The sequence below is a fragment of the Spirosoma panaciterrae DSM 21099 genome (assembly GCF_000374025.1).
Classification (GTDB): domain Bacteria; phylum Bacteroidota; class Bacteroidia; order Cytophagales; family Spirosomataceae; genus Spirosoma; species Spirosoma panaciterrae.
This window is the reverse complement of the sequence record NZ_KB893206.1, coordinates 127,787-139,554: the sequence shown is the minus strand read 5'-3', so window position 1 is coordinate 139,554 and position 11,768 is coordinate 127,787. Positions and strand designations below refer to the sequence as shown.

The following is an 11,768-nucleotide window of genomic DNA, read 5'->3' as shown; positions in this document are numbered from 1 at the left end:
TGCCCATGACACCTTTTTGCCGTATTTTTATCGGCTTACAACCTATTTCTCAAAATATAACCTCTTTAAAAGTCGTACCTATGAGAACACAATTTCTCACAATGGCTTTGCTGTTGCCGCTACTGGCTGTAGCCCAACCCAAAGCGAAGAAAACACCCACCGCAACTGTAGACGCCGATAAACAAACCATCTTAACCGACTTGGACAAACGCTTCCCGGAATACGCGGGTATCTCGAAGCAAATCTGGAATTTTGCCGAGCTGGGCTATATGGAAGAGAAAAGTTCTGCCCTGCTGGAAGAACAATTGCGTAAGGAAGGCTTCGACGTTAAAACGGGCGTGGCCGGTATTCCGACGGCTTTTGTCGCTACCTACGGTTCGGGTAAACCCGTTATTGGTATTCTGGGTGAATATGATGCCCTGCCTGGTCTGGCTACCGAAGCCAAACCCGAATTTACACCCATTGCCGGACAAAAAGGGGGGCACGGCTGCGGGCATAATCTGTTCGGAACAGCCTCAGTAGCAGCCGCCACCGAAATTAAAGACTGGCTCAAAAAATCGGGGCATTCGGGCACGATCAAAATTTATGGCTGCCCCGCCGAAGAAGGGGGCTCGGGTAAGGTGTATATGGTTCGCGAAGGGCTGTTCAACGATGTCGATGTAGTACTTCACTGGCACCCCGGCGCTAGCAATTCTGCCGATGCGGGTACGTCGCTGGCGAATAAAAATGCCAAATTCCGGTTCCGGGGCATTGCCGCCCACGCGGCTGCGGCTCCCGAACGCGGTCGGTCGGCGCTGGATGGTGTCGAAGCCATGGACTACATGGTCAATCTGATGCGGGAGCATATTCCATCCGATACCCGGATTCACTACGTGATCACGAAAGGGGGCGAAGCGCCAAACGTGGTGCCCGCCTTTGCCGAAGTGTATTACTACGCCCGGCATAAAGATCGTGATGTGTTGCAAAGCGTCTGGAAACGGATCGAAAATGCGGCCGAAGGGGCCGCCAAAGGCACCGGCACCAAAGTGGAATGGGAGATTCTGGGTGGCGTGTTCAACCTGTTGCCCAACGTGACCCTGGCCGAGGTGATGCACCAGAATCTGACAACCGTAGGGGGTGTCAAATACACACCGGAAGAAACGGAGTTTGCCAAAAAGATCAGCGAAACCTTCGACAAGAAAGTACCGATTGAAGAAGCTGCAACCATCAAAGACTTCCGCGATGCCTCCGACAATCCGGTGAGTGGTGGCTCGACCGATGTGGGCGATGTAAGCTGGACTGTACCGACCGTTGGCCTCTCGACCGCTACCTGGGTGCCGGGTTCATCGGCCCATAGCTGGCAATCGACAGCCGCCAGTGGCATGAGCATTGGCCAGAAAGGGATGCTGGTAGCCGCCAAAACCCTGGCCCTGACTGCCCTTGATCTTTACAAAACTCCGGCCCTCATTGAGAAAGCGCATGCCGAATGGAAGCAGAAACGCGGAGCCGATTTCAAATACGAAGCCCTCCTCGGCGACCGCAAACCGGCGCTCGACTATAGAAAGTAAAGAGCGAAAGAGCGAAAGAGTGAAAGAGTGACTGTCCAGTTGCCATAAAGTCCGTACTTTTGCGGCAGAATTCTAAAGAGTGAAAGAGTGAAAGAGCGAAAGAGTGAAATACTTTACAGCAGCTTTTCGCTCTTTCACTCTTTCACTCTTTCGCTCTTTAATCATGCTTCGAACGCACACGTGCGGAGAACTCCGCCTTACCGACACCAACAAAACCGCAACACTCAGTGGCTGGGTACAGACCATTCGTGATAAAGGGGGCGTGTTATGGATCGACCTCCGCGATCGCTATGGGATTACCCAACTCCTGCTGGAAGATGGCCAGACCTCGCCCGAACTCTTTGCTACTGCCCGCTCACTGGGTCGCGAGTTTGTTCTGAAGGCTACCGGAACCGTCATCGAACGGAAATCTAAAAATCCGAACCTACCAACCGGCGATATTGAAATCAAGGTAACGTCGCTGGAAGTACTGAATCCGGCTAAACTACCCCCTTTCCTGATCGAAGATGATACCGACGGTGGCGACGACCTCCGCATGAAATATCGGTACCTGGATTTACGCCGGAACCCGGTTCGCCGGAATCTGGAATTGCGGCATCGGATGGCGCAGCAAACCCGGTTGTATATGGATGGGCAAAACTTCATTGAGGTTGAAACCCCCGTTCTGATCAAATCAACGCCCGAAGGTGCCCGCGACTTTGTGGTGCCCAGCCGCATGAATCCGGGTGAATTTTACGCCCTGCCCCAGTCTCCACAAACCTTCAAACAGTTGCTGATGGTATCGGGTTTCGACCGCTACTACCAGATTGTGAAGTGTTTCCGCGACGAGGACCTGCGTGCCGATCGCCAGCCCGAATTCACCCAAATCGACTGCGAAATGTCGTTTGTGGAGCAGGAAGATATCCTGAATATGTTCGAGGGGCTGATCCGGCATCTGTTCAAAACCGTAAAAGGGATCGATCTTGCCGAAGTACCCCGGATGACCTATGCCGATGCGATGCGGTTCTACGGGTCCGACAAACCCGATACGCGTTTCGGCATGCAGTTCGTAGAGCTAAAAGGTACGTTCGATACGGTTGATATGACCTCGGGCAAAGGCTTTGGCGTATTCGATTCGGCCGAGCTGGTGGTTGGGATCAATGCACCGGGATGCGCCCACTACACCCGCAAGCAACTCGACGAACTCACCGAATGGGTAAAACGCCCACAGATTGGCGCCAAAGGCCTGATTTATGTTCGGTACAACGAAGATGGTACGCTTAAATCGTCGGTCGATAAGTTCTATTCAGAAGACGATCTAAAAGGCTGGGCGGCTCATTTCGGGGCGAAACCCGGCGATTTGATGCTGATTATTTCGGGCGATGCTGCCAAAGCACGCAAGCAGTTGAACGAACTTCGGCTGGAAATGGGCACCCGGCTTGGCCTCCGCGATCCGAACGTGTTCAGCAGCCTGTGGGTACTCGATTTTCCGCTGCTCGAATACGGGGAGGAAGAGCAACGCTGGTTTGCGATGCACCACCCCTTCACATCGCCCAAGCCGGAAGATATTCCGCTACTGGCAACCGATTTGGGGGCCGTTCGGGCCAATGCCTACGACATGGTCATCAACGGGACCGAAGTTGGTGGCGGCTCCATTCGGATTTTCAACCGGGATTTGCAGGCTCAGATGTTCAGCATTCTGGGTTTTTCAGACGAAGAAGCGAAAGCTCAGTTTGGTTTCCTGATGGATGCGTTTGAATACGGTGCACCACCCCACGGCGGTATCGCCTTCGGTTTCGACCGATTGTGTTCCATTTTTGGGGGCGAAAACACCATCCGCGATTTCATCGCGTTCCCCAAAAACAACTCGGGTCGCGATGTGATGATCGACTCCCCATCGACCATTTCAGATAAGCAACTGGACGAACTCAAAATCGCTACCGTAGCCAAATAAAAACAGCCTTAGCAATTAGACACCGAGGGCATAGGGATTCGCGTTCTCTACGTTCTCGGTGTCTTTGTATGCAAACAATTTTTCGAATCCAGAATTTTTCCAACATTGCCGCCTACTTTCGTAGAACCAACGAGTCGATAACGGGATGAAAGTACTGGTAATTGAAGATGAACAGGGGTTAGCCGAGAGCATTACCGAGTATATGGTAAAAGATGGCTATATCTGCGAAACCGTAACCACATTCCGGGAGGCTGAAGAGAAGATCCACCTGTATACGTACGACTGTATAATCGTGGACCTGACTCTACCCGATGGCAACGGGTTTCAACTGATTGAAATGTTGAAACGGCTTATGGCGACAACGGGGGTTATCATCATATCGGCCCGCAATACGCTCGAAGATAAGCTAAAAGGGCTCGACATCGGCTCCGACGATTACCTCACCAAACCCTTTCATCTGTCGGAACTCAACGCACGGGTAAAATCATTGATGCGCCGACGGCAGTTTGGCGGCTACACCGAAATTCGTTTTCAGGAACTGGTAGTCGTGCCACAAACACGCAACGTTTTTGCGAATGGGCAGCTCACCATGCTTTCCCGAAAGGAGTACGACTTACTGCTGTACTTTCTGTCAAACGTTGACGTGGCCCTGACCAAAGCCTCCATCGCCGAACACTTATGGGGCGACAACATCGACTCGGCCGATTCGTTCGATATGGTGTATTCGCACATCAAAAACCTGCGTCGGAAACTACTCGATAAAGGTGCTGCCGACTACATTCAGTCAATTTATGGGATTGGCTATAAATTCAGTCAGCCTTGAAACTACTCGCCAAAACCAACCGGATCTATTTAGCCTTTTCGCTGGTCATCTACCTGCTGACGGCCCTGGCCTTTTACCAGATTATCCGGTTGCTGATTTACGATGAGGTCGAGAGCCGGTTACGGGTCGAACGCAGGGATTTTGAAACGTACGTCCGCATACACAATACCTGGTCGAGCAGCCCTTATTTCGTTGAGAACAAAATCGAGGTAGTTCCAGTCAGCAAGCGGCAATCCGTCAGCGAATCCTTCACAGACACACTGATTCTCAATCGGTACGATAACGAACTGACTCCCTTTCGGCAGTTAACCTTTTATGAACCGATTCACGGGGTTATGCACCGGGTTTCGATCCGTAAATCACTGATCCAAACCTATCGGCTAATCGAAGTGATTACGGCCACCATGGTGGTTTTTCTGGGGCTGCTGCTGTTGGGCATGTTCTGGTTTCAGCGACGGTTATCGGGCCAGCTCTGGTATCCCTTTTATGACACACTTTCCCGGATCAAGCAATTCGACCTCAGCCACAATTCGCCCCTGGATCTGAGCCCAACGAATATTACCGAGTTCAATGAACTGAATGACGTTCTTCAGAAAATGGCGGCCAAAATGCAACAGGATTACCGAAGCCTAAAGGAGTTTACCGAAAATGCCTCACACGAAATACAAACTCCGCTGGCGCTGATCAATGCCAAAGTAGAACAGTTGATTCAAACGGAGTCGCTTTCCGAAACGCAAACGCACTGGATCGAAACCATTTACCAGGCATCGCGTCGTATTTCCCGGCTGACTCAGGGGCTGTTGCTGCTGGCTAAAATCGAAAATCGACAGTTCAGCGATAGCCAGCAAATTGACCTGGCGAATCTGCTAACCCAGAAACTAGCCGATATGGACGATGTGCTGTCGTTCAGGCACCTTTCGATTCAGATCGGCCCAACCGCTCCTTTCGACGTCCATTTGCCAACCGCTCTGGCCGACAGTCTGGTAACGAATCTGGTCAATAATGCCATCAAACACAACCAGCCGGAAGGCCGCATCGAGCTAACGTCTACCGCTGCACAGCTATGCCTTCGCAATACTGGAGGCCCACTGGTTACAGACCCCGAACGGCTTTTTGAACGGTTCAAGAAAGAAAGCGCCAGCTCTGATTCGGTCGGGTTAGGTCTAGCTATTGTCCGGCAAATCTGCGACAGTTACGGATTGCAGATTGCCTACCAGGCAGCAGGCGGTATTCATGAGTTTTGTATTACCCGTGCGTAGCCATCCGGGCAAAAGCAAGTATTAATCGGGCTGCGTAGGCAAGTTCTCGGCGTTGCTACGGCGTTTTAGTCGGTAGATTACCCCAATTACCAGGTTATTTTTACCCGCAGCCGTCTGAGGGCTAAACACACCACTTTCAAACGTGGCCGGGTTATAGTTCGTCTGGTTAACGGCCCCAACCTGTAAAATCCACTGCGCGTCGAACTGATAGCCCGCCCCGACATAGAACCGATTCCGTTCAAAAACCGGCCCAACCGGATTGAGGAAAATCTCGTCGTAAATTGACAGGAACACCGTTTTGTCCGTAATGGTATGCTTGTTTAGCGGAATAAACGTGTTGAATCGGTAGCGGATTCGGTTTCGAAAGGGTGTACTGCCATCCCGATAGGTAAACCAGCGCTGCTCAATCCGGTATCGGTGCTCAAATTTGAGCCTCGATAAATACTGATTTACAATCAACTGCTCCCACAAACGTTTCTCGGTGTTGAGTGGCCCCGCCGATAAATCCTGGTAGTCGTAGGTGGCATAACGACCACCAGCCACCATCAGCGAAAAGTTTTTATCCAGATCATAACTGACACCCCCTTTCAATTCATTGTAAAAGAACTGCTGGAAAATGCCGTTGCTTCGGGCCTGTATTTCAGCAAATCCACCCCATTTTTTTTCCCCTCCCGGCAACACCAGGGTACCAATCAGCCAGGTACCTGTCGGGGTAGATGGTGTAAGTGACGTTTGCGCCAGCGTACGTCCGATCAAGCCCCCAACCAGGACCGTCGTTAGTACAGTAATACGTTTTATGCGATTCACAACTTTAACCAGCTACGGGTCTTTTCTAAGTAGAATTACGCACAAAAGTAGACAACGTTAGGGTCATATTAAATTGGCAGCCTCAATGTTAACAATTGCTTAATATTGAGGCTGTTTAAACTTTTCCTAATCGAGTCGTAATGCGTGCTTTTTGTTATCCCGACGCAGGAGGGATCTTCGGTAAATAGCCAATTTCCCTGCTCATGCCGAAGATCCCTCCTGCGTCGGGATGACAAAAGCAATTGAAACAAAAGTTTAAACAGGTTCATTGAGTGGGATAACATCAGGCAGCAACCATTTTAATCAGCGTTCTATAAAACCTATAGCTATAGGCGCAGTCGGATTCAACTGATGAGGCTGTAAGACGAGTTGAAACCAGGCGACGCTATGCCAGGCCCCCAGTTTATAACCGATCTGTCGATAAACGCCGATCGGCTCAAAGCCCATGACCTGGTGAAACGCTTCGCTCTTCGGATTGGGTAAGGTTATACCCGCATAGGCATTGTAATAGCCTTGCTGACGCAGATAGGCAAACAACCTCGTATAAAGCTGGCGGGCAATCCCCTTTCGGTGTCCATCAGGATGTACATACACCGACGTCTCGACCGACCATTGATAAGCTGTCCGCTCCCTATGTTTCGAGGCATATGCATAGCCCAACACACGACCATCGACCTCAGCGACCAGATATGGCAATTGTTGCTGAATGGTTCGGATACGCTCCGCAAACGCATCGACGGATGGCACTTCGTATTCAAACGTGATGGTTGTATCAGTGATATAGGGCGCATAAATCGCCAGAATTGCAGGCGCGTCAGTTGGAGCGGCAAAACGAATCGTCATGAGCTGGAGCTTGAATTACTCGTCATGGCGATACAGATTGAAATTCCCCAGAATCTGTTCAATATGAATCACCTCGTCAGCATCGTCAAACGAAAAGCCATTGCCGTATTTATACCAATGTAACCGTTGTTCTGGGGTTAGTTTTTGGATACTAGGGAAACGGTCAAGGGGCATAACGATAGCACGGCCATCTTCCAGTTCAACCTGTAACTGGTTATTGTCCGGAAAACAGATCGATTGTACCTTGGGTACAACATCCCAATATCCTTCAACTGGAGGTTTCACGCTTACCATATCAATTGATTTTTATAATGTCCACTTTCTGCCCAGACAGGAATTGTTCCCATTGCTGAATCAATTCTTCCCTATATAACACAGTGATCTGCAAAACTTCCCGCTGTTCACTAAATGACAACTCGCCCGATTTTGCCATCTCCACATCAGGCTCCAACCATACTTTGCAAAGCTGTTCGGTCCCCTTTCGCCCTACATGAACATGTTTACGATTCTCAAAAATATCCGTTCCGAATATAGTAAATATCCAGACAGCCCGGTAGATCAATAGTTTAGGCACGCAGTTTACTTAAATTGTCGATAAGCCAATTTATAAAAAACTATCCAATAGTAGCCTTTTTCAAGAAAATTAACTACAAAAATCAAGGCAAATTCTCGTTATCAGGCACAAGGGTTTTGACTACTATGGAACAATTCAGAACGTTTTCTCTATCCTGATTAAACTAACGTTTCTATACCTCAGTCAGTAGCCCCTGAGCAATCAGGAAATAGACGCCTATACCGATGAGGTCGTTGGCTGTGGTGATAAAAGGCCCGGACGCCACCGCCGGATTAACCCCGATCCGATTGAGCACCAGAGGGGTAACGGTACCCATAAACGAGGCCAGTAAAACCACTGCCAGCAGGGAGATAGCTACCACAAAAAACAGCCGGGGTTCGCCAATGATAAATGTGTAGGTTCCGGCAATCAGGCCCACTACTAAGCCATTGATAATAGCCACCAGTAATGTGCGCAGGAGTCGTTTGGCCATTGTCATACTCAAACCCGTGGAGTCGGTGAGACTTTGCAGAATAAGCGACGACGTTTGAATACCGACATTGCCCCCCGTCGATCCGATAATGGGAATAAAGGCCGCCAGCGCGGCCACTTTTCCGAGTTCGCTCTGAAATCCGTTGATAACCGTAGCCGCCAACAAACTTCCCACCGCTCCGGCCACCAGCCAGGGCAGTTGGACTTTCGACCGTTGCCAGACGTTGTCGTCTTCCTCGACCTCGCCCGATAAACCCGAAATAACCTGAATGTCTTCTTCGGCCTGCTCGGTAATCACGTCGACGACGTCATCGATCGTAATACGGCCCAGTAATCGTTGCTGTACATTCACGACCGGCACCGCATCCAGGTCATATTTCTGCATCACCTCCGCCACTTCGTCAACGGGTCGGTAGGTCTCGACAAAGACCACATCGTCGTCGTAGATGTCGGCAATTTTCGCATTCTTACGGGCCAGAACAATCTTCTTGAGCGATACCAGCCCCAGCAGTTTGCCGACGTCATCGACCACATAAACAGCGTACACGTTTTCGACATCTTCGGCTTGCTTCCGAATTTCCTCAATGCAGGCATTTACGGTCAGATTGACGTTGATCTTGATCAGCTCTTTCTGCATCAGACTACCTGCCACGCCATCTTCGTAGTGCAGCAGGTCCAGAATGAAGCGAGCCTGTTCGCGGTCTTCCAGCAACCCCATGACTTCCTCACGCACCTGAATAGGCTGCTCATTGAGCAAGTCTACAGCATCGTCCGAATCCATCTGATTGATGAACGGGGCCAGTTCCTCTGAGGTAAAGAGTTTCAGCAGATTGGTTCGTTCGGCCGGGTCAAGATTAGCCAGAATTTCGGCCCCCACCGATTTGTCGAGCAAACTCAGCAGGTAATGTGCAGATTCCGATTCCAACTCATCCAGGATTCCCGAAATATCGGCCGGAAACAGTTCCTCCATCTCCGCCCGCAACAGGGTATCATCCCCGGCGTCGATGGCCGACTGAATTCGTTCGAGGTAGTCTTTGGTGAGTTCGAATGTCACGACTTAAAAAGCAAAAGAGTGAAAGAGCGAAAGAGTGATTGTACAAGGAAAGCCTATCGCTGGAACGCCAGCCCACTCTTTCACCGCCCGGCGGCCCGGTCTTCCGCTCTTTCGCTCATTAATACTGTCAGTTCCACAAACTGTGCCACGCTGAGTTGTTCGGCGCGTTTTTCGAGGTAAGGACTGGCCAGAACCGCTTCAGTCAACCCCAACGGCTTTAGGGCGTTTCGCAGGGTTTTCCGGCGTTGGTTGAACCCGTGTTTGACCACCTGCACAAATTTCTTTTCGTCACACCCCAATTCGGTTTTAGCATTCCGACGGAGCGAAATCACGCCCGAATACACTTTGGGAGGGGGGTTAAATACGTCGGGATCGACCGTAAATTCGTATTTAATGTCGTACCAGGCTTGCAGCAATACACTCAGAATCCCGTAATCCTTGTTGCCCGGTCCCGACGCTACGCGTTGTGCCACCTCCCGCTGAAACATACCCACCACTTCAGGCACCCGATCGCGCATGTCCAGTACTTTAAAGAGTATCTGAGTCGAAATATTGTACGGAAAGTTGCCAATCACGGCAAAGGGTTCCGTGTTGTCAGGTTGTTTGGTAGGTAGCAGGTCGGGGCGGATGGTCAGAAAATCGGACGGCAGAATTCGACCTTCCAGCGCCGGGAAATGCTGTTTCAGATAATCGACCGATTCCCGATCAATCTCGATCACATAGGTTTGAAATCGATTATCGTTCAGCAGAAACTGCGTCAATACACCCATGCCCGGCCCTATCTCCAGCACGCTCTGATAGTCGCCATGCCTGGTCAGTAGTTCGGCAATACGCTGCGCAATACTAAGGTCTTTCAGGAAATGCTGACCGAGTTCTTTTTTAGGCTTTACAGACATTATATGGGCAATTTTCGGGCGGTACAGGTTCTATGTATCCGCATGTGGACACAAAGGTACGGGGCATCGCGCAAATTATGGATTTTTGGTCGCCAGCGCATCCTATTAAATATGCGGGTATCCGAATACATTTACCCACAAAAGGACCGTTAACGACTTATAGCCAACCCTTTATGAACAACCCCTACACCATTTTTGTCTTTTTTATTCTGCTGGCAATCGGCTCACGAGCGCAGGCACAGTCACTGCCCATGCAGGCAGCCACTCATTTTAACCAATTTCAGGAGGCCGTAGGCCATAAGAAACTCGATTCAGCGAGCTATTATGCCAACCAACTTGCTCTTGAAAACACCGACCTTCTAAATTTTTTGCTCCACGATACCTTCGCCCATAGTTTCAATACAGCCGCTAACCTACTGGCCGATACAACTTTTGCGCGGCAATTGCTTCGAAAATTGTATACAGGCAATCAGGCCTTACAGCGTAGCATTTACCCGCTGTATCAATGGCAGGAAATACGCGCCAGCCTGAACGACAGCCTGAAACTGAATCGGCTAGTGGCCGGTTTTTTGGTGGCGCAGGAACGCACCGATGAAACAATCGGCAATCGGCTGGATCGGTATGCCCTACTGATTTATCGCACCTTAAAATCAAACCCCAAATCGGCTGTCCTGGCTGATACCTTGTTTGCCCATACGTATCGCAGGCTTGAGCACGCGGTGAATGGGTTTTATTATCCGCAAACGGACGATCGCAATCAGCGTTCTGGCCGGGCCTATTTCCGCTATCTGATGGCCTATGCGAATCTGGTAAAAGCCAATGAAAGGCTTAGTCAGCAAAATCCGACACAGGCCGAATCGTACCTGCAATTAGCATCGCAATTCAGTCCTGACGATACCGATCGGATGGCCCATGTGGCCTACTTTCATGAAGCTTCGTTTTTGCAGAATGGCCGGGAAGATTTTCATGAAGACTATGCCCGATTCCTGCTAGACAAAGGCGATACAACTCAGGCGGTAAACGTACTGACGGAGTTGACACTGGCCGATCCGGGCAATCTGCCCCTGCTCAAAACCTACTACCAGAAAATCCGCTTTTCATCCATGCCCTTTCAAACCTACTGGACGAAAAAGCTCAATGAAAAGCTGAAGCCTGCCGAACCGTTTCGACTGACCGACCTCACCAACCAGGTGTTCAACTACGAAACGCTCCGTGGGAAATGGATACTGATCGATTTCTGGGGAACCTGGTGCCAGCCCTGCGTAGAAGAACTCCCGCGCTTTCAGACGTTTTATTCCGATTTACAAAAGAACGGCCTCAGCAATGTTGTGGTCTTTACCGCAGCCTCGCATGACACCGAAGTGCGAGTCAGAGAGTTTATGAAAAAACACGGATACACATTTCCTGTTATCATGGCCGATGACGCCTTTATCAAACAATTTCGGGTGGGTGAATACCCAACCAAAGTTCTGATTACGCCCCAGGGCAACCGTATGAAAATTCCACCCGGAACAAACTGGGCCGAACGGGTCACGATCCTGTCACAGAATTAACCAACAAA

The 11,768-nt window shown here is 50.3% G+C and carries 11 protein-coding genes; 5 read left to right on the top strand and 6 right to left on the bottom strand.

Going from position 1 to position 11,768, the window contains the following annotated elements; genetic code table 11:
* Positions 1-80: 80 nt before the first annotated feature.
* The 4 genes from B153_RS0125415 (at position 81) to B153_RS0125400 (ending at position 5,562) form a co-directional block, all read left to right on the top strand.
* Complete coding sequence (locus tag B153_RS0125415; protein WP_026262447.1) at positions 81-1,547, top strand: amidohydrolase; 1,467 nt, start codon at positions 81-83, stop codon at positions 1,545-1,547.
* 163 nt (positions 1,548-1,710) lie between these two features.
* Positions 1,711-3,480, top strand: coding sequence for an aspartate--tRNA ligase (aspS, locus tag B153_RS0125410; RefSeq protein ID WP_020599564.1), 1,770 nt, complete (start codon positions 1,711-1,713; stop codon positions 3,478-3,480).
* A 145-nt stretch (positions 3,481-3,625) separates the two neighbouring features.
* Entirely contained in the window at positions 3,626-4,303 is a 678-nt protein-coding gene (locus tag B153_RS0125405) for a response regulator transcription factor (RefSeq protein WP_020599563.1), read from the top strand.
* Positions 4,300-5,562, top strand: coding sequence for a sensor histidine kinase (locus tag B153_RS0125400; protein ID WP_020599562.1), 1,263 nt, complete (start codon positions 4,300-4,302; stop codon positions 5,560-5,562). The genes B153_RS0125405 and B153_RS0125400 overlap by 4 nt, the downstream gene beginning before the upstream one ends.
* A 21-nt stretch (positions 5,563-5,583) precedes the next feature.
* Here B153_RS0125400 and B153_RS0125395 read toward each other — a convergent pair whose 3' ends face one another.
* From B153_RS0125395 to rsmA, 6 genes are all read right to left on the bottom strand, one after another.
* Positions 5,584-6,369: a DUF2490 domain-containing protein gene (locus B153_RS0125395; protein ID WP_020599561.1), complete on the bottom strand. Its 786-nt coding sequence runs from the start codon at positions 6,367-6,369 to the stop codon at positions 5,584-5,586.
* Positions 6,370-6,672: 303 nt separating this feature from the next.
* Positions 6,673-7,212, bottom strand: coding sequence for an arsinothricin resistance N-acetyltransferase ArsN1 family B (locus B153_RS0125390; RefSeq protein WP_020599560.1), 540 nt, complete (start codon positions 7,210-7,212; stop codon positions 6,673-6,675).
* A gap of 15 nt (positions 7,213-7,227) precedes the next feature.
* On the bottom strand, positions 7,228-7,506 hold the full coding sequence (locus B153_RS35885; protein WP_020599559.1) for a DUF2442 domain-containing protein: 279 nt from the start codon (positions 7,504-7,506) through the stop codon (positions 7,228-7,230).
* 1 nt (position 7,507) lies between these two features.
* Complete coding sequence (locus B153_RS0125380) at positions 7,508-7,786, bottom strand: DUF4160 domain-containing protein (RefSeq protein WP_026262446.1); 279 nt, start codon at positions 7,784-7,786, stop codon at positions 7,508-7,510.
* Positions 7,787-7,958: 172 nt separating this feature from the next.
* The gene (gene mgtE / locus B153_RS0125375) at positions 7,959-9,311 is read right to left on the bottom strand and encodes a magnesium transporter (RefSeq protein WP_020599557.1); all 1,353 of its coding nucleotides are present in this window, start codon (positions 9,309-9,311) and stop codon (positions 7,959-7,961) included.
* Positions 9,312-9,391: 80 nt separating this feature from the next.
* On the bottom strand, positions 9,392-10,207 hold the full coding sequence (gene rsmA / locus B153_RS0125370; protein ID WP_020599556.1) for a 16S rRNA (adenine(1518)-N(6)/adenine(1519)-N(6))-dimethyltransferase RsmA: 816 nt from the start codon (positions 10,205-10,207) through the stop codon (positions 9,392-9,394).
* Between the two features lie 173 nt (positions 10,208-10,380).
* On the opposite strand from rsmA, the gene B153_RS36915 reads away from it, so the two are divergent.
* Positions 10,381-11,760 (top strand): TlpA family protein disulfide reductase, encoded by a 1,380-nt coding sequence (locus B153_RS36915; protein ID WP_020599555.1) that lies wholly within the window; start codon positions 10,381-10,383, stop codon positions 11,758-11,760.
* Positions 11,761-11,768: the final 8 nt, after the last annotated feature.

What these genes read in the sequence shown, in the direction of transcription:
- B153_RS0125415 (WP_026262447.1), top strand. Translation starts at nt 81, where the DNA reads ATGAGAACACAATTTCTCACAATGGCTTTGCTGTTGCCGCTACTGGCT.
- aspS (WP_020599564.1), top strand. Translation starts at nt 1,711, where the DNA reads ATGCTTCGAACGCACACGTGCGGAGAACTCCGCCTTACCGACACCAAC.
- B153_RS0125405 (WP_020599563.1), top strand. Translation starts at nt 3,626, where the DNA reads ATGAAAGTACTGGTAATTGAAGATGAACAGGGGTTAGCCGAGAGCATT.
- B153_RS0125390 (WP_020599560.1), bottom strand. Translation starts at nt 7,212, where the DNA reads ATGACGATTCGTTTTGCCGCTCCAACTGACGCGCCTGCAATTCTGGCG.
- B153_RS35885 (WP_020599559.1), bottom strand. Translation starts at nt 7,506, where the DNA reads ATGGTAAGCGTGAAACCTCCAGTTGAAGGATATTGGGATGTTGTACCC.
- rsmA (WP_020599556.1), bottom strand. Translation starts at nt 10,207, where the DNA reads ATGTCTGTAAAGCCTAAAAAAGAACTCGGTCAGCATTTCCTGAAAGAC.
- B153_RS36915 (WP_020599555.1), top strand. Translation starts at nt 10,381, where the DNA reads ATGAACAACCCCTACACCATTTTTGTCTTTTTTATTCTGCTGGCAATC.